At 69.3% G+C, this 18,882-nt stretch carries 16 protein-coding genes; 1 reads left to right on the top strand and 15 read right to left on the bottom strand.

Annotated features, from left to right (window positions below):
* Nucleotides 1-15: 15 nt before the first annotated feature.
* The 14 genes from nuoN to ACIBM5_RS27640 form a co-directional block, all read right to left on the bottom strand.
* Nucleotides 16-1,602 carry an NADH-quinone oxidoreductase subunit NuoN gene (gene nuoN / locus ACIBM5_RS27705; protein WP_391585451.1) on the bottom strand — a complete coding sequence of 529 codons (1,587 nt, stop codon included), beginning with the start codon at nucleotides 1,600-1,602 and terminating at the stop codon, nucleotides 16-18.
* 2 nt (nucleotides 1,603-1,604) lie between these two features.
* On the bottom strand, nucleotides 1,605-3,242 hold the full coding sequence (locus tag ACIBM5_RS27700) for an NADH-quinone oxidoreductase subunit M (protein WP_396009302.1): 1,638 nt from the start codon (nucleotides 3,240-3,242) through the stop codon (nucleotides 1,605-1,607).
* A 64-nt stretch (nucleotides 3,243-3,306) separates the two neighbouring features.
* Entirely contained in the window at nucleotides 3,307-5,241 is a 1,935-nt protein-coding gene (nuoL, locus tag ACIBM5_RS27695) for an NADH-quinone oxidoreductase subunit L (RefSeq protein ID WP_396009386.1), read from the bottom strand.
* Between the two features lie 70 nt (nucleotides 5,242-5,311).
* The gene (gene nuoK / locus ACIBM5_RS27690) at nucleotides 5,312-5,611 is read right to left on the bottom strand and encodes an NADH-quinone oxidoreductase subunit NuoK (protein WP_020549317.1); all 300 of its coding nucleotides are present in this window, start codon (nucleotides 5,609-5,611) and stop codon (nucleotides 5,312-5,314) included.
* The gene (locus ACIBM5_RS27685; RefSeq protein ID WP_396009301.1) at nucleotides 5,608-6,612 is read right to left on the bottom strand and encodes an NADH-quinone oxidoreductase subunit J; all 1,005 of its coding nucleotides are present in this window, start codon (nucleotides 6,610-6,612) and stop codon (nucleotides 5,608-5,610) included. Before ACIBM5_RS27685 ends, nuoK begins: the two co-directional genes overlap by 4 nt.
* Complete coding sequence (gene nuoI, locus ACIBM5_RS27680) at nucleotides 6,609-7,193, bottom strand: NADH-quinone oxidoreductase subunit NuoI (RefSeq protein WP_391585454.1); 585 nt, start codon at nucleotides 7,191-7,193, stop codon at nucleotides 6,609-6,611. The genes ACIBM5_RS27685 and nuoI overlap by 4 nt, the downstream gene beginning before the upstream one ends.
* Before the next feature lie 4 nt (nucleotides 7,194-7,197).
* Nucleotides 7,198-8,526 carry an NADH-quinone oxidoreductase subunit NuoH gene (gene nuoH / locus ACIBM5_RS27675; RefSeq protein WP_396009385.1) on the bottom strand — a complete coding sequence of 443 codons (1,329 nt, stop codon included), beginning with the start codon at nucleotides 8,524-8,526 and terminating at the stop codon, nucleotides 7,198-7,200.
* A gap of 11 nt (nucleotides 8,527-8,537) precedes the next feature.
* Nucleotides 8,538-11,144 carry an NADH-quinone oxidoreductase subunit G gene (locus tag ACIBM5_RS27670; protein ID WP_396009300.1) on the bottom strand — a complete coding sequence of 869 codons (2,607 nt, stop codon included), beginning with the start codon at nucleotides 11,142-11,144 and terminating at the stop codon, nucleotides 8,538-8,540.
* Nucleotide 11,145: 1 nt separating this feature from the next.
* Nucleotides 11,146-12,483: an NADH-quinone oxidoreductase subunit NuoF gene (gene nuoF / locus ACIBM5_RS27665; RefSeq protein WP_396009299.1), complete on the bottom strand. Its 1,338-nt coding sequence runs from the start codon at nucleotides 12,481-12,483 to the stop codon at nucleotides 11,146-11,148.
* Entirely contained in the window at nucleotides 12,480-13,358 is an 879-nt protein-coding gene (gene nuoE, locus ACIBM5_RS27660) for an NADH-quinone oxidoreductase subunit NuoE (RefSeq protein ID WP_396009298.1), read from the bottom strand. Before nuoE ends, nuoF begins: the two co-directional genes overlap by 4 nt.
* Entirely contained in the window at nucleotides 13,355-14,692 is a 1,338-nt protein-coding gene (locus ACIBM5_RS27655) for an NADH-quinone oxidoreductase subunit D (protein ID WP_391585458.1), read from the bottom strand. The genes nuoE and ACIBM5_RS27655 overlap by 4 nt, the downstream gene beginning before the upstream one ends.
* Complete coding sequence (locus tag ACIBM5_RS27650) at nucleotides 14,692-15,414, bottom strand: NADH-quinone oxidoreductase subunit C (RefSeq protein WP_391585538.1); 723 nt, start codon at nucleotides 15,412-15,414, stop codon at nucleotides 14,692-14,694. The genes ACIBM5_RS27655 and ACIBM5_RS27650 overlap by 1 nt, the downstream gene beginning before the upstream one ends.
* A 104-nt stretch (nucleotides 15,415-15,518) precedes the next feature.
* Nucleotides 15,519-16,139: a NuoB/complex I 20 kDa subunit family protein gene (locus ACIBM5_RS27645; protein ID WP_391585459.1), complete on the bottom strand. Its 621-nt coding sequence runs from the start codon at nucleotides 16,137-16,139 to the stop codon at nucleotides 15,519-15,521.
* A gap of 94 nt (nucleotides 16,140-16,233) precedes the next feature.
* Nucleotides 16,234-16,593 carry an NADH-quinone oxidoreductase subunit A gene (locus ACIBM5_RS27640; RefSeq protein WP_391585460.1) on the bottom strand — a complete coding sequence of 120 codons (360 nt, stop codon included), beginning with the start codon at nucleotides 16,591-16,593 and terminating at the stop codon, nucleotides 16,234-16,236.
* Nucleotides 16,594-17,417: 824 nt separating this feature from the next.
* On the opposite strand from ACIBM5_RS27640, the gene ACIBM5_RS27635 reads away from it, so the two are divergent.
* Nucleotides 17,418-17,756, top strand: a complete 339-nt coding sequence (locus ACIBM5_RS27635) for a hypothetical protein (RefSeq protein WP_396009297.1) — start codon at nucleotides 17,418-17,420, stop codon at nucleotides 17,754-17,756.
* A gap of 162 nt (nucleotides 17,757-17,918) precedes the next feature.
* Here ACIBM5_RS27635 and ACIBM5_RS27630 read toward each other — a convergent pair whose 3' ends face one another.
* Nucleotides 17,919-18,695, bottom strand: a complete 777-nt coding sequence (locus tag ACIBM5_RS27630; RefSeq protein WP_396009296.1) for a phosphotransferase — start codon at nucleotides 18,693-18,695, stop codon at nucleotides 17,919-17,921.
* Nucleotides 18,696-18,882 lie beyond the last annotated feature (187 nt).

The following is an 18,882-nucleotide window of genomic DNA, read 5'->3' as shown; positions in this document are numbered from 1 at the left end:
GTCTCTGCGTCTTGCTTAATGGACGAACAAGGCTGCCTTGTCCGCGAGGTCCAGTACCGGCTGCGGGAGGATGCCAAGGACCACGGTAACGGCTACCCCGAGCGCGATGGCAGCGGTGGTCATCACGCTCGGTACGACAACCGTCGGACCGTCGGCCTTGGGCTCCGAGAAGAACATCAACACGATCACCCGCACGTAGAAGAACGCGGCGATCGCACTGCACAGCACACCGACCACCACGAGGCTGCCCGCACCGCCTCGCGCCGCCGCCTGGAAGACCGCGAACTTTCCGGCGAAACCGCTGGTCAGCGGGATGCCGGCGAAGGCGAGCAGGAACAACGCGAACACTCCTGCGACCAGCGGGGAACGCCTGCCCAGACCCGCCCAGTGGGACAGGTGGGTCGCCTCGCCGCGGGCGTCGCGGACCAATGTGACGACCGCGAACGCACCCAGGGTGACGAACCCATAGGCCACAAGGTAGAACATCGTGGACGACACGCCCGCGTCGTTCATCGCGATCATTCCGGTCAGGATGAAACCCGCGTGGGCGATCGAGGAGTAGGCGAGGAGCCGCTTCACGTCGGTCTGGGTGATCGCGATGATCGCACCGGCGACCATGGTCAGGATCGCGACGCCGATCATCACCGGCCGCCAGTCCCAGCGCATGCCCGGCAGCGCGACGTAGAAGAAGCGCATCATCGCACCGAACGCGGCGACCTTGGTGGCCGCCGCCATGAACCCGGTGATCGGGGTCGGCGCGCCCTGGTACACGTCCGGCGTCCAGGAGTGGAACGGCACCGCGCCGACCTTGAAGAGCAGGCCGACGGCGACCATCGCGAGCCCGATCAGCAGCAGCGCGTCGTTGTCCATCGCACCGGCCGAGGCGACCCCGATCTTGTCCAGCGAGACGCTGCCGGAGTAGCCGTACAGCATGGCCACGCCGAACAGGAAGAACGCCGAGGAGAACGCGCCGAGCAGGAAGTACTTGAGCGCGGCCTCCTGGGAGAGCAGCCGGTTGCGCCGGGCCAGCCCGCACAGCAGGTACAGCGGCAGGGACAGGATCTCCAGCGCGACGAACATCATCAGCAGGTCGTTCGCCGCCGGGAAGAGCAGCATGCCCACCAGCGAGAACATGGTCAGCGGGTAGACCTCGGTCTGCGTCCAGCCCGCCGCCGCCGCGTCCTTCTCCTGTTGGCTGCCGGGCGCCGCCGCGGCCTGCGGGGCGAACGCGTCGCCGCCGGCCGGTTCCAGCCTGCGCTCGCCGATCAGCAGCACCGAGGCGATGCCGATCAGCAGCAGCGTGCCCTGGAGGAACAGCGACGGGCCGTCCACGGCGACCGCACCCATCGCGGTGATGCTGCCGCGGTGGTCGTCCGGCAGGTCCCGGGCGAGCCAGACGACCGCGCCGAACGCGGCGATCATGCCGACCAGGGCCACCGTGAGCTGCGCGCGGTAGCGGGCCGGTCGGGGCAGGAACGCCTCGATCAGCACGCCCACCACGGCGACGCCCGCGATGATCAGGATCGGCGAGAGCTTGCCGTACTCGATGGTGGGCGCGTCCACCTTCGTCACGGCGAGCGTTGCCGTTGCGGCGGTGCTCATGCTCACTTGGAGCCTCCAGTGGTGTGCGCCTCGGTGCCCGCGGCCTGTTCGATGGGCTTGGTGGGCGCCGGGTCCTTCTGCTCCACCCGGCTGAGCGTGTGGTCCACGGCCGGGTTCACCGCGTCGAGCACCGGCTTGGGATAGACGCCGAGCACGAGCAGGAACGCGATCAGCGGTACCACGACCGCCAGTTCGCGCGGCACCAGGTCGCGGAGCTTTTCATTGCCCGGCCGCAGCGGGCCGGTCATCGTGCGTTGGTACAGCACCAGCACGTACAGGGCGGCGAGCACGATGCCGGTGGTGGCGAAGATCGCGGCCACCTTGTACTTCGCGAACGCGCCCACCAGCACCAGGAATTCGCTCACGAACGGGGCGAGCCCCGGCATCGAGAGGGTCGCGAGTCCGGCCACCAGGAACGTACCCGCGAGAACGGGGGCGACCTTTTGCACGCCGCCGAAGTCGGCGATCGTCCTGCTGCCGCGGCGGGTGATCAGGAAGCCCGCGATCAGCAGCAGGGCCGCGGTGGAGAAGCCGTGGTTGACCATGTACAGCGTCGCGCCCGACTGGCCCTGACTGGTCATCACGAAGATGCCCAGGATGATGAAGCCGAAGTGCGAGATGGACGTGTACGCGATCAGCCGCTTGATGTCGGTCTGGCCGACCGCGAGCAGCGCGCCGTAGATGATCCCGATCACCGCGAGTGTGATCACCACGGGGGCGAAGAACTTCGAGGCGTTCGGGAAGATCTCCAGGCAGAACCGCAACATCGCGAACGTGCCGACCTTGTCCACCATCGCGGTGACCAACACCGCGATGCCGGGCGTGGCCTCGGTCATGGTGTCCGGCAGCCAGGTGTGGAACGGCCACAGCGGGGCCTTGACCGCGAACGCGAACATGAAGCCCAGGAACAGCGCCTTCTCCGCGGTCGGGTCGATGTCCAGCTGACCGGTGGCCACGGCCTGCGAGATCTTCACGAAGTCGAAGGTGCCGTTTCCGTCGATCCCGATGCCCTGGTTGGCGGTTGCCACGTACAGACCGACCACGGCGGCCAGCATGACCAGTCCGCCGAGCAGGTTGTAGAGCAGGAACTTCACTGCCGCGTACGAGCGTTGCGCGCCGCCGTAGCCGCCGATCAGGAAGTACATCGGGATCAGCATGGCTTCGAAGAAGACATAGAACATGAACACGTCGGTGGCCGCGAAGGACACCACCACCATGGCCTCGACCAGCAGCATCAGCGCGAAGAACGCGTGCGTGCTGCGCGGCGCGGCCTTGCCGGTGCCGACCACGCCGTCGGCGCCCACCGGGGCGTCGTCCGCGTCGTGCCACGAGGCCAGGATCAGCAGCGGCATCAGCACCGCGGTGAGCAGGATCAGCACCAGGCCGATCCCGTCCACGCCCAGCGACCAGCGCACCCCGAACGAGGAGATCCAGCTGTAGCTCTCGGTGATCTGGAAGCGGTCGCCGTCATTGTCGAACTTGGTCGCGACCACGATCGCGACGGCGAGTGTGAGCAGGCTGAACAGCAGCGCCACGTTCTTGGCGAGCTTGCGCTTGCCGGCCGGCACGGCGGCGACGCACAGCCCGCCGACGAACGGCAGCGCCGCGAGCGTCGTCAGCCAGGGAAAGTGGCCGTTCATCGAAGTCCCTCCGCCAAGGCGCCTACGGGGTGGGCGATCTGGGGTCGTGTCCGGATGGTCATGTTCAGGCCATCCGAGCCATCAGCGTGCAGGCCACGACCAGCAGCGTGCCGCCGAACATGGACAGCGCGTACGAACGCACGAATCCGGTCTGCACCTTGCGCACACGCGCCGAGGTGCCGCCGAAGAACGCCGCGAGTCCGCCCACGAATCCGTCCACGCCGCGGTTGTCGAACCACACGAGCAGGCGGGTCAGGTACTGGCCGGGCCGCATCACCAGGCCCTCGTTGACCGCGTCCTGGTACAGGTCCCGCCGCGCCGCGACGGTGACCAGGCTCGCGGCCGGTGCCACCGCGGGCACGTCCCGGCGGGCGTACTGCACGTAGGCCACCACCGAGCCGAGGGCGACCATCGAGAGCGCCAGACCGGTGACCGCCCACTCGCTCATCGGCAGGTCGCCGTGCGAGAAGCCGGTGACGGGCGTCAGCCACTTCACAAAGGACTCGTTGAGCACGAACAGGCCACCCGCGAACACCGATCCGAACGCGAGCAGGATCATCGGGCCGGTCATCGAGACCGGCGACTCGTGCGGGTGCGGCTCGTGCCAGTCGGCCGGGGCGCCGGCCGGCGCCTCCTTCCAGCGTTCCTTGCCGAAGAAGGTCATCAGCATCACGCGCGTCATGTAGTACGCGGTGAGTCCGGCCGCCACCAGGGTGACCGCGCCCAGGATCCACCCCGAGGTGCCGCCCTTGGCGAACGCCGCCTCGATGATCTTGTCCTTGGAGAAGAACCCGGACAGCAGCGGGAAGCCGATGATCGCCAGGTAGCCCAGGCCGAAGGTGACGAAGGTGATCGGCATGTACTTGCGCAGGCCGCCGTAGCGGCGCATGTCGACCTCGTCGTTCATGCCGTGCATGACCGAACCCGCGCCCAGGAACAGCCCGGCCTTGAAGAAGCCGTGGGTGACCAGGTGCATGATCGCGAACGCGTAGCCGATCGGGCCCAGTCCCGCGGCCAGGATCATGTAACCGATCTGGCTCATCGTGGAGGCGGCCAGCGCCTTCTTGATGTCGTCCTTGGCGCAACCCACGATCGCCCCGAACAGCACGGTGATCGCGCCGACGACGGTGACCGCCAGTTGTGCGTCCGGCGAGGCGTTGAAGATCTCCGCGGACCGGGTGATCAGGTACACGCCGGCGGTGACCATGGTCGCCGCGTGGATCAGCGCGGAGACCGGGGTCGGACCCTCCATCGCGTCGCCGAGCCAGGCCTGGAGCGGGAACTGGGCCGACTTGCCGCACGCGGCGAGCAGCAACATCAGGCCGATCGCGGTCATCGTGCCGTCGCTCGCGCTCGCGCTGCCGCCGAGCACGTCGGCGAAGTCGAAGGTGCCGAACGTGGTGAACATCAGGAAGATCGCCACGGCCAGACCGAAGTCGCCGACGCGGTTCATGATGAACGCCTTCTTGGCGGCCGTCGCAGCGCTGGGCTTGTGCTGCCAGAAGCCGATCAGCAGGTAGGAGGCAAGCCCCACGCCCTCCCAACCGGCGTACAGCAGAAGGTAGTTGTTCGCCAGCACCAGCAGCAGCATCGCCGCGACGAACAGATTCAGGTAGCCGAAGAAGCGCCGACGGTTCTCGTCGTGCGCCATGTAGCCGATCGAGTAGATGTGGATCAGCGAGCCCACACCGGTGATCAGCAGCACGAACACGATGGACAACTGGTCGAGGTGCAGGCCGATGTCGGCCTGGAACTCGTTGACCGGTGCCCAGGTCCACAGGTGCTGGTCGACCGAGCGGTCCGCGTCGTCCTTGCCGAGCATGGTCACGAACATCAGCACGCCGACCACGAACGCCCCGAGGGCCATCGCGGTGCCGAGGATGTGGCCGAAGGCGTTGGTGCGCTTGCCACCGACGAGCAACAGCAGCGCACCGAGCAGCGGCAGGCCGACGACCAGCCACAGCGCCGAAAACGCGCCACTTGCCGCGACGGAGTGCAGCCCGCCGCCACCCTCGTTGGCGAGCACGACGCCGGAGGCCAGGGAGGAGGTTTCGATCACCGGTTCCGACCTACCACTTCATGAGGCTGGCGTCGTCGACCGAGGCCGAACGGCGGCTGCGGAAGATGGCGATGATGATGGACAGTCCGACCACGACCTCGCATGCGGCCACGACCATCGTGAAGAACGCGATGATCTGGCCGTCGAGGTTGTCGTGCATGCGGCCGAACGTGACGAACGCGAGGTTGCACGCGTTCAGCATCAGTTCGACGCACATGAACACGACGATCGCGTTGCGCCGGAGCAGAACCCCGGCCGCGCCGATCGTGAACAACAGCGCGGACAGGTACAGGTAGTTCACCGGGTTCACGGGCGCCCCTCCTTGGAGCCTGCGCCGGCGGCAACCTCGTTGCCCGAGCCGTCGCCCGACGAAGAGTCGGCGTCGTCGTGTTCCTGCCGGGCGGTGGGCACCGGTGCGGACGCGGGACCGTCCGACTCGTCCGGCCACGCCTCGTCGTCGGTGTCCGCGCCGGCGGTCTCCAACTCGGCGACGCTGTGCACCGCCTCGGCGCTGACGTCACGGATCTGGCCGCGTGCGCGCAGCGTGCCGTTGATCGACAACTGCGAGACGCTGCCGTCCGGCAGCAGCGCGGCCACGTCCACGGCGTTGTGCCGGGCGTACACCCCGGGCGTGGGCAGCGGCGCGACCTGCTTGTTCTCGCGCACGCGCTCCTCGGACAACTCGCGCTGGGTCTTGCGCGGCACCAGGCGTTCGCGGTGCGCGAGCACCATCGCGCCGACCGCCGCGGTGATCAGCAGCGCGCTGGTCATCTCGAAGGCCCAGATGTACTTGGTGAAGATCTGGTGCGCCAGGCCCTGCACGTTCCCCTCGGACGCCGCGCGCACCGCCTCGTCGTTCGTCTCGGCCGGGTACACCGGCCGGCTGCCCGGCGTCTTGCCGGCCAGCGCGGTGAAGTGCGTGATGGACGCGTTGGCGATGGCCGACACCAGCAGGATGCCGAAGCCCAGGCCCAGCCCGGCGGCGGCGATCCGCTGACCCTTCAGCGTCTCCTTGAGCGAGTCCACCGAGGAGACGCCGACCAGCATCAGCACGAACAGGAACAACATCATGATCGCGCCGGTGTAGACCACGATCTGCACGATGCCCAGGAACACCGCGCCCTGGGCCAGGTAGAAGATCGCCAGGCACATCATCGTGGTGACCAGCGCGAGCGCGCTGTGCACCGCCTTCTTCATGAAGACGGTGGCCAGGGCGCCGATCAGCGCGACGGCGGCGAGCACCCAGAACTGCAGCGCCTCGCCGGTGGAGGTCTTGGTGACCTCGGCCGCGAAGTCGATTCCGGGACTCATCGGCCCGCCTCCGTCCCCTGCTCGTGCACCTCGGCCGCCTCGCGGGGCTGCCCCTGGGTCACCGTGCCGGGCGCGGCCGCGGTGACCTTGCCCAGGTAGTAGTCGGTGTCGGTGGTGCCCGGGTACATCTCGTGCGGCGCCGGGACCATGCCCTCGTGCAGCGGCGCGAGCAGCTGTTCCTTGGTGAAGATCAGGCTCGCCCGACTGGTGTCCGCGAGCTCGAACTCGTTGGTCATGGTCAGCGCCCGGGTCGGGCACGCCTCGATGCACAGGCCGCAGAAGATGCAGCGCAGGTAGTTGATCTGGTAGTTGCGGCCGTACCGCTCACCGGGCGAGAAACGCTCCTCGTCGGTGTTGTCGGCACCCTCCACGAAGATCGCGTCGGCGGGACACGCCCACGCGCACAACTCGCAGCCGATGCACTTCTCCAGGCCGTCGGCGTACCGGTTGAGCTGGTGCCGGCCGTGGAATCGCGGTGCGGTGACCTTCTTCTCGTACGGGTAGTACTCGGTGTTCGCCTTCTTGAACATCGTCGCGAAGGTGACACCGAACCCCGCGACCGGTCCGAGGAACTTGGGCACGGGTCTATGCCTCTCCTTCAGTGCGGTCGGCCGGAGGCTCCGCCGCGGCCGGCACCCCGACCGGCTCGGGTTTGCGCACGTTGCGGCGCGGCACCGGCGGGAGTTGTTGCCCCGGCATCGGCGGTACGGGGAACCCGCCCGCCATCGGGTCGAACGGTTCGGGTCCGGCCGCCTTCGCGTCCGCCTCCTCGTCCCGGTTGGGCGTGACCGCGTCCCACAGGATCGACAGCAGGAGCAGGGCGACCACGCCGCCGGCGACCCACAGCACGATCCGGGACTGCTCGTAGCCCTCGTTCTTGAGCGCGCGCACGGTGGCCACCAGCATCAGCCACACCAGCGAGAGCGGGATCAGCACCTTCCAGCCGATCTTCATGAACTGGTCGTAGCGGAACCGCGGCAGCGTGCCGCGCAGCCAGATGAACACGAAGATGAAGGCCTGGACCTTGAGGAAGTACCAAAGGAACGGCCACCAGCCGGAGTTGGCGCCCTCCCAGACCGCGGTGATCGGCCACGGCGCGAGATAGCCGCCGAGGAAGAGCGTGGTGGCCAGCGAGCTGACCACCACCATGTTCACGTACTCGGCGAGGAAGAACAGCGCGAACTTCAGCGAGGAGTACTCGGTGTGGAATCCGCCGACCAGCTCGCCCTCGGCCTCGGGGAGGTCGAACGGCGCGCGGTTGGTCTCACCGATCATCGCGACGACGTAGATGATGAACGAGACCGGCAGCAGCACCGCGTACCAGGTGTCCTGCTGGGCGGCGACGATCTCCGAGGTGGACATCGAGCCGGCGTAGAGGAACACCGCCGCGAACGACAGGCCCATCGCGATCTCGTACGAGATCATCTGCGCCGAGCTGCGCAGCCCGCCGAGCAGCGGGTAGGTCGAGCCGGAGGACCAGCCCGCGAGCACGATGCCGTAGATGCCCACGGACGCGACCGCGAGGATGTAGAGGACCGCGACCGGCAGGTCGGTCAGTTGCAGGTGCGTGCGGTGCCCGAAGATGGAGACCTCGGGCCCGAAGGGGATCACCGCGAACGCCATGAACGCCGGGACCATCGCCACGATCGGGGCGATGATGTAGACGGCCTTGTCGGCGCCCTTGACGGTGATGTCCTCCTTGAGCGCGAGCTTCACGCCGTCCGCGAGGGACTGGAGCAGGCCCTGCGGGCCGGTGTACTTGGGCCCGATGCGCATCTGCATCCAGGCCACGACCTTGCGTTCCCACCAGATCGCGAACAGCGTCATGACGACGCAGAACGCGAAGATGAGCACCGCCTTGAGCAGGACCAGCCACCAGACGTCGGTGCCGAACCCGACGGCGGCGAGCTGCATGCCGCTGTCCGTCACCGCTCCTCCTCATGAACGTGTGCGGTCCGACCGTTGAGGCCGGGGACGCCCGCCCGTCGCCCGTCGTCACCCTTGTTCGGAAGCACTTCGTGCCCCTTTCCGTTGGGGCCCTCCGCCTGGGCGAGATCGACCACGGCCGGCCGGATCTTGACCACCTCGCCCGCGCCCACCCGCAGTGCGCGCCGCACCGAGGAGCCGGGCGAGTTCGCGGGCAGGAAGACCACGCGCTCGGTCATGTCGGTGATGCGCAGCGGCAACGTGACCTCCCCGTGCAACGAGGTCACGGTGACGCCGCCGCCCTCCTCGGCGCCGATCTCGGCGGCCGTGGACGCACTCAGCCGGACCACCGGCGCACGCCGGGTGCCCGCCAGATGCGGTTCGCCGTCCTGCCCGCGGCCCTCGTCCAGGAGCAGCCGCCAGGTGGCGAGTACGGCTTCGCCCGCACCGGGGCGCGGGAGTTCGCGGGCCAGGCCCTCGGGGGCGGGCCCCCGGTCCCCGCTCCACCGGCCCAGCCGGCGCAGTTCGCGGCGGGCGGCGGTGAGCGAGGGCAGGTCGATCGGGGTGCCCTCGCGCTCCTCGGCCATCGCCTCGGCGATCGCGTCGAGCACCCGCAGGTCGGACATCACCGCGGCCAGGTCCCCGGTGAGCTGGTCCTTCTTCAGCACGGTGGCGAACGGGCGTTCCCGGCCCTCCCAGTCGACGAAGGTGCCCGGCTTCTCGGCGGGCGCGGCGACCGGGAAGACCACGTCGGCGCGTTCGGTGACCGCGCTGTGCCGCAGTTCCAGGCTGACCACGAAGCGGGCCGCGTCCAGCGCGGCGATCGCGCCGGCCGGGTCGGGCAGGTCGTCCACGTCGACGCCGCCGACCACGAGGGCGGCCAGGCGCTGTTCGCGGACCGCGGTGAGCATCGAGGTGGTGTCCAGGCCGTAGCCGCCGGGCAGGTCGGCGACCGCCCAGGCCGCGGCCACCTCGGCGCGGGCCGCCGGGTCGCCGACCGGTCGCCCGCCCGGAAGCAGGTTGTACAGCGCACCCGCGTCGAGTGCGCCGCGCTCGCCGGCCCGGCGCGGGATCCAGGCGAGTCGGGCGCCGGTGCGTGCGGCCAGTGCGGTGACCTCGGCCAGTGCGCCGGGCACGCCCGCCAGGCGTTCGCCGACGAGCACGATGGTGCCCGGTGTGCGCAGCAGGTCGGCGGCGCCGCGGGCGAGTTCGCCCTCGACCGCCGGGTCGCCGAGCGCGGAGAGCCACTCGGTCTCGGTGCCGGGGGCCGCGCGCAGCAGGGTGCCCTTCATCCGGACCAGGCCGGGCGAGGCGAACGGCGCGATGCCGTAGACCTTCAGGCCCTTGCGGGCGGCCTTGCGCAGCCGCAGGAACACGATCGGCGATTCGTCCTCGGGCTCGAATCCGACCAGGAGCACGCCGGGGGCCTTCTCCAGGTCGGCGTAGGTCACGCCGAGTCCGGTGCCGGCCACCTTGGCGGAGAGGAACTCGGCCTCCTCGGCGGAGTGCTCCCGGGCCCGGAAGTCGATGTCGTTGCTGTCGAGCGCGACCCGGGCGAACTTGCCGTAGGCGTAGGCGTCCTCCAGCGTGGCCCGGCCGCCGACCAGGACACCGGCGTTGCCGCGTGCGGCGGCGAGCCCGCGCGCGGCCACACTCAGCGCCTCGGACCAGGACGCCGGAACCAGTTCGCCGCTCTCCTCGTCCCGAATCAGTGGGGAGGTGAGCCGGTCCTGCTGCGTGGCGTAACGGAACGCGAAGCGACCCTTGTCGCAGTTCCATTCCTCGTTGACCTCGGGCTCGTCGCCGGCGAGCCGGCGCAGCACCTTGCCCCGCCGGTGGTCCGCGCGCAGCGAGCACCCGGACGCGCAGTGTTCGCACGTGGTCGGGGAGGACACCAGGTCGAAGGGCCTGGCCCGGAAGCGGTACGCGGTCGAGGTGAGGGCGCCGACCGGGCAGATCTGGATCGTGTTGCCGGAGAAGTAGGACTCGAAGGGCTGCTTCTCGTAGATCCCGACCTGCTGGAGTGCGCCGCGTTCGATCAGCGCGATGAACGGATCGCCCGCGACCTGCTCGGAGAAGCGGGTGCAGCGCGCGCACAACACGCAGCGCTCGCGGTCCAGCAGCACCTCGGAGGAGATCCGCAGCGGCTTGGGGAAGGTCCGCTTGACCTCGGCGAAGCGCGAGGTGGAACGTCCCGCGCTCATCGCCTGGTTCTGCAGCGGGCACTCGCCGCCCTTGTCGCAGACGGGGCAGTCCAGGGGATGGTTGATCAGCAGCAGTTCCATCACCCCGTCCTGCGACTTCTTCGCGACCGGGGAGGTGAGTTGGGTGCGTACGACCATGCCGTCGGTGACGGTGGTGGTGCACGATGCGAGCGGTTTGCGCTGGCCCTCGACGTCGACCAGGCACTGCCGGCACGCGCCGACCGGGTCGAGCAGCGGGTGGTCGCAGAACCTGGGGATCTGGATGCCGATCAGCTCGGCGGCCCGGATCACCAGGGTGCCCTTGGGCACGGAGACGTCGATCCCGTCCACCGAGATGGTGACGAGGTCCTCCGGCTCGGGGGCCGGCGGCCCACCCGCGGGGGTGTTGGTCGTGACTGTCATGTCAGCTGTGCGCTCCTGCCCCGGTTGAAGCGGGGGCTGTGCTCGCCCACGCGGTGGATGCCGCGGTGTCGAACGGACAGCCGCCGTGCTCGAAGTGCGCCAGGTATTCGTCGCGGAAGTACTTGAGCGAGGACTGGATCGGGCTCGCGGCACCGTCGCCCAGCGCGCAGAACGACTTGCCGAGGATGTTGTCGGCGACGTCAAGCAACGTCTCCAGGTCCTCCTCGGTGCCCTCGCCGCGCTCCAGCCGGGTGAGCAGCTGGGTGAGCCAGTAGGTGCCCTCGCGGCACGGGGTGCACTTGCCGCAGGACTCGTGCTCGTAGAACTCGGTCCATCGCAGCACCGCACGCACCACGCACACGGTCTCGTCGAAGATCTGCAGCGCCTTGGTGCCGAGCATGGATCCGGCCGCGCCGACGCCCTCGTAGTCGAGCGGTACGTCCAGGTGTTCGTCGGTGAACATCGGCGTGGACGAGCCGCCGGGCGTCCAGAACTTGATCCGGTGTCCTTCGCGCACCCCGCCCGCCAGGTCCAGCAGTTGGCGCAGGGTCACCCCGAGCGGTGCCTCGTACTGCCCGGGCCGCTTGACGTGTCCGGACAGCGAGTACAACGTGAAGCCGGGCGACTTCTCCGAGCCCATCGAGCGGAACCACTCGACGCCCTTGTTCAGGATCGGCGGCACCGACGCGATCGACTCGACGTTGTTCACGCAGGTCGGCGAGGCGTACAGGCCGGCCACCGCGGGGAACGGCGGGCGCAGTCGGGGCTGCCCCCGGCGGCCCTCCAGCGAGTCCAGCAGCGCGGTCTCCTCGCCGCAGATGTACGCGCCGGCGCCCGCGTGCACGGTGAGTTCGAGGTCGAAGCCCGAGCCGAGCACGTTCTTGCCGAGGTAGCCGGCGGCGTATGCCTCGCGGACCGCGTTGTGCAGTCGGCGCAGTACCGGGACCACCTCGCCGCGCACGTAGATGAACGCGTGCTCGGAGCGGATCGCGTAGGACGCGATGATCACGCCCTCGATCAGCACGTGCGGGTTGGCGTACATGAGCGGGATGTCCTTGCAGGTTCCCGGCTCGGATTCGTCCGCGTTGACCACGAGGTAGTGCGGCTTGCCGTCGTTTTGCGGAATGAATCCCCACTTCATGCCGGTGGGGAAGCCCGCGCCGCCGCGACCGCGCAGACCGGAGTCCTTGACGGTCTGGATCACCTCGTCGGGGTGCATCGCCAGCGCCTTGCGCAGGCCGTCGTAGCCGCCGCCGCGCCGGTAGGTGTCCAGCGTCCACGGCTGGTGCTCGTCCCAGTTCGCGGAGAGCACGGGGGTGAGGAGGGAGGGCTCGGTCACGGCGCTTGGTCCCCGTCCTGGTCGGTCGCGGCCCCGGTGGGCGGCGCGGGGTGGGCCGGGTCGGACTCGGCGGTGCGCGCCGGGGCGTCGTGCGAACTGGGCGCGGGCGGCTGCTCGTCGCGTCCGGCCGCGCTGCGAGGGGCGGGCGCGGTGCGCGGCGCCTGGTCGGTGCGCGGCGCCTCGTCGGTGTGCGTGCCGTTGGCGATCCGCAGGCCGACCAGGCTGGCGGTGCCGCCGGCGCCGCCCTCGTCGACCGCGCCGGGCCGCTCGTCCGGGAAGCCGGCCAGGATCCGCGAGGTGTCCCGGAAGGTGCACAGGCGTGCACCGCGCGTGGGCACCGCGTCCTTGCCCGCGCGCAGGTCGTCCACGAGTTCCCTGGCCGACTGCGGGGTCGCGTCGTCGAAGAACTCCCAGTTGACCATCACCACGGGCGCGTAGTCGCACGCGGCGTTGCACTCGATGTGCTCCAGGGTGATCACGCCGTCGGCGGTGGTCTCCTTGTTGCCGATTCCGAGGTGGTCCTTCAGGCTCGCGAAGATCTCGTCGCCGCCCATCACCGCGCACAGCGTGTTGGTACAGACGCCGACGTGGAAGTCGCCGCCCTGACGGCGCCGGTACATCGTGTAGAAGGTGGAGACCGCGGAGACCTCCGCCGTGGTCAGGCCCAGCATGTCGGCACAGAACTCGATGCCGGTGCCGGTCACGTAGCCCTCTTCGGCCTGCACCAGGTGCAGCAGCGGCAGCAGCGCCGAGCGGGCCTGTGGGTAGCGCCCGATCACTTCCTTCGCGTCCACCTCCAGCCGGGCGCGCACCTCGGGCGGGAACGGCGGAGCCGGCTTGGGCGGGGGCATCGGCATGCCCAGGTCCGTACTCATCGGTCGACACCTCCCATGACGGGGTCGATGCCCGCCACTGCCACGATCACGTCGGCCACCTGACCGCCTTCGCACATCGCGGCCATGGCCTGCAGGTTGTTGAACGAGGGGTCGCGGAAGTGCACGCGGTAGGGGCGGGTGCCACCGTCGCTGACCGCGTGTACGCCCAGTTCGCCGCGGGGCGATTCGATCGCGCTGTAGACCTGGCCCGGCGGTACCCGAAAGCCCTCGGTGACCAGCTTGAAGTGGTGGATGAGGGACTCCATCGAGGTGCCCATGATGTTCGCGATGTGGACGGGCGAGTTGCCCAGGCCGTCCGAGCCGAGCGCGAGCTGTGCGGGCCAGGCGATCTTCTTGTCGCCGACCATGACCGGCCCGGGGGCCAGTCGGTCCAGGCACTGTTCGACGATCCGCAGCGACTGCTTCATCTCCTCGATGCGGATCAGGTACCGACCCCAGGAGTCGCACGAGTCGGCGACGGCGACGTCGAACTCGTAGTTCTCGTAGCCGCAGTAGGGCTGGGTCTTGCGCAGGTCGTGCGGCAGCCCGGTGGAGCGCAGCACCGGGCCGGTCAGGCCCAGTGCCATGCAGCCGGCCAGGTCGAGGTAGCCGATGCCCTGGGTGCGGCCCTTGAAGATCGCGTTGTCGTTGAGCAGCAGCTCGTACTCGCGGATCCGGCCGGGCAGGATGTTCACCAGGTCGCGGATCTTGTCCACGGCGCCCGGCGGGAGGTCCTGGGCCAGACCGCCCGGACGGATGTAGGCGTGGTTCATCCGGAGGCCGGTGATCATCTCGAACACGTCGAGGATCAGTTCGCGGTCGCGGAACCCGAAGGTCATCACGGTGAGCGCGCCGATCTCCATGCCACCGGTGGCCAGGCAGACCATGTGCGAGGAGATCCGGTTGAGCTCCATCAGCAGGACCCGGATCACCTGCGCGCGCTCGGGGATGTCGTCGGTGATGCCGAGCAGCTTCTCCACCGCGAGGCAGTACGCGGTCTCGTTGTGCAGCGGCATCAGGTAGTCCATGCGCGTCACGAAGGTGACGCCCTGGGTCCAGTTGCGGAACTCCAGGTTCTTCTCGATGCCGGTGTGCAGGTAACCGATTCCGCACCGGGCCTCGGTGACGCTTTCGCCGTCGATCTCCAGGATCAACCGCAACACGCCGTGTGTGGACGGGTGTTGCGGACCCATGTTGACGACGATGCGCTCTTCGGCGTCCGCCGCGGCCTGGACCACCTCGTCCCAGTCGGAGCCGGTGACCGTGTAGACCCGGCCCTCGGTGGTCTCCCGCGCGTGCGCGGCGGATGGGGGTGTCGTTGTCTGATCGCTCATCAGTTGTACGACCTCCGCTGGTCGGGCGGCGGGATCTGGGCGCCCTTGTACTCGACGGGCACGCCGCCGAGCGGGTAGTCCTTCCGCTGCGGGTGGCCGGGCCAGTCGTCCGGCATGAGGATGCGCGTGAGCGCGGGGTGGCCGTCGAAGACGAGGCCGAAGAAGTCGTAGGTCTCCCGCTCGTGCCAGTCCAGCGCGGGATACACGCTCACCAGGGACGGCAGGTGCGGATCCGCGTCCGGGACCGAGACTTCGAGCCGGACCGCCCGATTGTGGGTGATCGAGCGCAGGTGGTAGACCGCGTGCAGCTCGCGGCCGGTCTCCTGGGGGTAGTGCGTGCCGGAGACGCCGGTACACAGCTCGAAGCGCAGTGCCGGGTCGTTGCGCAGGGTCAGCGCGATCCGCGGCAACGACTCGCGCCGCACGTGGAAGGTGATTTCGCCGCGGTCGACCACGACCTTCTCGATCGCCTCGTCGAACTCGATGCCGGCTTCCGCGAGGGCGCCGGAGAGTTCGTCGGCGACCAGGTCGAATTCGCCCTCGCCCTCCGCGGTTCCGCGCGGGCCGCCGTACGGGCGGGTGGCGGCGCCGGGGAAGGCGATGGTGCGGACCAGCTTGCCGTAGCCGGAGGTGTCGCCCGATCCGCTCGCACCGAACATGCCGTGCCGGACCTCGATGGGTTCGCCGCTCGGTTCGCCGTGCGTGTCGCGCGGGGCGGGCAGTTGCGCCTTCTCCTCGGGCGTGGGGCTCGGGGTGGGCGTGGGGCTCGAGTCGGGCTTGGGGCTCGAGTCGGGCTTGGGGCTCGGGGTGCCGTTGCCGGGGGTGGTCACCGGGCGCCTCCCTCGGGTCCGTGGCCGACCGGGATGCCGGGGTTGAGCTCGTGCGCGCCTCGGCGCGCGCTCGCGGGCAGCATCTCGATGGTGGGCAGCGCCTTCAGGGCGGCCTGTTCGGCGGCGCGGGCCGCCTTCTCGCGGTTGACGCCCAGCGGCATCGCCTGGATCTCCTCGCGGAGCTTGATGATCGCGTCCATCAGCATCTCGGGCCGGGGCGGGCAGCCGGGGAGGTAGATGTCCACCGGCACCACGTGGTCGACGCCCTGGACGATCGCGTAGTTGTTGAACATGCCGCCCGAGGACGCGCACACGCCCATCGACAGCACCCACTTGGGGTTGGGCATCTGGTCGTAGATCTGCCGCAGGACCGGCGCCATCTTCTGGCTGACCCGGCCGGCGACGATCATCAGGTCCGCCTGGCGGGGCGAGGCCCGGAACACCTCCATGCCGAACCGGGCCAGGTCGTAGCGGCCGGCGCCGGTCGCCATCATCTCGATCGCGCAGCACGCGAGTCCGAACGTGGCCGGCCAGAAGGATCCCTTGCGGAAGTAGCCGGCCAGCCCTTCCACGGTGCTCAACAGGAAGCCGCTGGGCAGCTTCTCCTCGATACCCACGCGGATGCCCTCTCTCCGTCAGTCGTTGGGGGAAGCCTGTGGGGAAGCCTGGGCGTCTCGGCTCATCGGTCCCACGGTGTTGATCGGTCCCATGTCAGTCCCACTCCAGGCCGCCGCGCCGCCACAGGTAGGCGTAGGCGACAAAGACCGCGGCAACGAACATGACCATCTCGACGAGACCGAACATCCCGAGGGAGTCGAAGTACACGGCCCACGGGTAGAGGAAGACGATCTCGATGTCGAAGACGATGAAGAGCATCGCCGTCAGGTAGTACTTGACCGGGAATCGCCCGCCGCCGATCGGCTGCGGGGTCGGCTCGATGCCGCATTCGTAGGCTTCGAGCTTGGCCCGGTTGTAGCGCTTGGGCCCGGTGAGCGCCCCCATTACGAGGGAGACCACTCCGAAGGCCAGGGCAATGCCCCCGAGCACGAGGATCGGCGCGTACAGGTTCACCGCGCTCCCATCTCCCTTCTCAGTCCCCCGAAGTCACGCATGTGACCGGGTTCACAAGCTGCCGGAACGGCGCCCATCCTAGGCCCCTTCCGATGTGATCTGCGACACGGGTAGGGAACGATCATGGTGTGATCTTCCCCACCTGATGATCGATCAGAAACGGTTGCGTGCCGACAAAAATCACACAGGGTGAGAATTTCGGCCGACTAAACGATCCGCCGCTCACGGACGATGTGGATCATGGGATCCGCCTATACCACCCGTTCCGGAGGGGTACCAAATTTGGCCGAGCATGATCGGTTGTGATAATCGATCCGCCTGGTTGCACACGGAGCGTCACTGGAAAACCGCCCTTCGGGCGGTGGGCGGCTGCGCCGCCGGCGGCCTCCGGCCGCTCTCCTCGCGCGCTCGTCGATCACTGGTCGACGATCAAGTCGTGGGCGCTGACGCGCCGGGTGTTGCCGAGCGCGCAGCGGCCGTGCAGGGCTGGGGTGGGGCCGGGTGGGATGGGGCCCGGTGGGGTGGGGTCGGGGCGGCGGGGAACCGGGGGCGATCGTGGGTTCCGGTTCGTGCCGGCCCGAGTTGAGAGGTGGGTAGCGCGGCCTGCCCCACCCATCCGCACCAACTCCCCCATCCACCACACCACTCGCACGCGTGTCGTGCAGGCGGCGCCATGACCCACAAGGGGGCACCGATACCCGAGTCCGGCCACCCACACGGTCAACCGGTGGCCACCTCGGCCCCTGCCACCTGCGTTACTCGTCCAGCCGAAATGAGTACCAACGCTCATGCCGGCGCAGCCCGTCCCTCCCTAGCGTCGAGCCATGTCCCAAGCCACATCCGAAGACCACAAGGCCGGCCGCGGCCCGATCGTCGCGTTCGTCGTCCTGGTCGTCGCCGCGATCCTCACCATGGCCGTGGTCGACGCGTTCGTACTGTTGACCCTCGCCGTCGACGCCGACACCTGCGACCACTCGTGCCCGACCGACACCACCGCCCGCAGCGACCACTTGGTCCTCATGGCCAAACTCAGCGGCGCCGCAGCCCTCCTGAGCCTCTTCCTCACCGCGACCCTCCCGCGCCACATCCGTTGGCGAGTCGGTCTCCCGGTCCTGGCCATCGGCGTCGTCCTCCAGTCCGTGGCGTTGGTCGGCGCATCCTGACCGGGGGCGCCCGGAACCTCGACTCACCCGAGTTCCGCTCACCCTCGAAACGGGACCGAACGCCCGGGCTCGTGCTTCGACGGGCGCACCTGCACCGACGGAGCCGTCATCGAGCAAGGCCCACCATCGAGGTGACCTCCGCTCGGCGCGGGATCCGAAGGATCAGCCGGCAATGGGCGGGTCGGTCAGGAGGGGCCACCATGTCGCGCGGTCGCCGGTGTGTCCGACCATCGCCTCCGCCAGCATCCGCCGTGCGGTCGGAGACGCCCGTCGCCAGTCGGGGAAGCGCCACATCCAGCGGCGTACCTCGCCGAGGTCGTGGCCGACGTCCACCAGGTTCGCACCGAGACAGCCGACCTCCGCCCACGGCGGCCCCAGCGCCACCTGTCCCCAGTCGACCACGGACAACCGCCCGTCCGGCCGGACGATCATGTTCGCCGAGGTCAGGTCGGTGTGCAGCAGGCGGTTGCCGTACAACGGCCCGGTGCGCCCCGGCGGCAGGTGTCCCCGCAGCCGCCCGACCAAGGAGGGCAGACCCGCGCTGCGGCCGGGTCGGATGCGCGCGATGCGGTCGAGGGCACCGACCACCAACACCATGTCGGGCGAATCGAGGCACAGCCGGAGGGGGCGGCCTTCCACGTGCTCGAAGACAAGTACCCGCCACCCGTCGACCGTGCCATGCGACAACAGTCGCGGCGACAACACCCCCGTGACGGCACTCGCCGCGACCTCACTCGTCTGCGCCCGCGCGGACAGCGGCGCGGTGGCCTCCTCGGCGACCTTGACGAACGCCGAACCGGTCGGAGTGGTAACGGTCGCGGCGAAGGAACTGGTGTGGGGACCGGAAACGGACTCGACCGAGAGCACGGGCCCGACCGCCCTCTCGATGAACCCCCGTACCGCCAAGGGGAGTTCGAGCCACGCGTAACGCCTGCTCATCCCGCCTCCCGAATCGACTCGGTCTTCACGGGCGGCTCCACGGGCAAGCGAAGGCAGGGCTTCCCGGTCGATGTCACCGACAACAGCACTGCGCCGAGTTCCCGACCGAGGTGGTCCACCCGCATCAACCGCCTTACCGCCCGGCGCAGTTCCACATCGAGGTCGAGCACCACCAGGTGACCGATTG

This window comes from Embleya sp. NPDC050493 (genome assembly GCF_044458105.1).
Lineage (GTDB): Bacteria > Actinomycetota > Actinomycetes > Streptomycetales > Streptomycetaceae > Embleya.
The sequence above is the reverse complement of the archived record's forward strand: the minus strand, read 5'-3'. Positions and strand labels throughout refer to the sequence as shown.

Coding starts and splice junctions, on each gene's coding strand:
- nuoN (WP_391585451.1), bottom strand. CDS start 1,602: ATGAGCACCGCCGCAACGGCAACGCTCGCCGTGACGAAGGTGGACGCG.
- ACIBM5_RS27670 (WP_396009300.1), bottom strand. CDS start 11,144: ATGACAGTCACGACCAACACCCCCGCGGGTGGGCCGCCGGCCCCCGAG.
- nuoH (WP_396009385.1), bottom strand. CDS start 8,526: ATGCAGCTCGCCGCCGTCGGGTTCGGCACCGACGTCTGGTGGCTGGTC.
- ACIBM5_RS27635 (WP_396009297.1), top strand. CDS start 17,418: ATGTCCCAAGCCACATCCGAAGACCACAAGGCCGGCCGCGGCCCGATC.
- ACIBM5_RS27685 (WP_396009301.1), bottom strand. CDS start 6,612: ATGAGTCCCGGAATCGACTTCGCGGCCGAGGTCACCAAGACCTCCACC.
- ACIBM5_RS27700 (WP_396009302.1), bottom strand. CDS start 3,242: ATGAACGGCCACTTTCCCTGGCTGACGACGCTCGCGGCGCTGCCGTTC.
- nuoE (WP_396009298.1), bottom strand. CDS start 13,358: ATGAGTACGGACCTGGGCATGCCGATGCCCCCGCCCAAGCCGGCTCCG.
- ACIBM5_RS27655 (WP_391585458.1), bottom strand. CDS start 14,692: ATGAGCGATCAGACAACGACACCCCCATCCGCCGCGCACGCGCGGGAG.
- ACIBM5_RS27630 (WP_396009296.1), bottom strand. CDS start 18,695: ATGAGCAGGCGTTACGCGTGGCTCGAACTCCCCTTGGCGGTACGGGGG.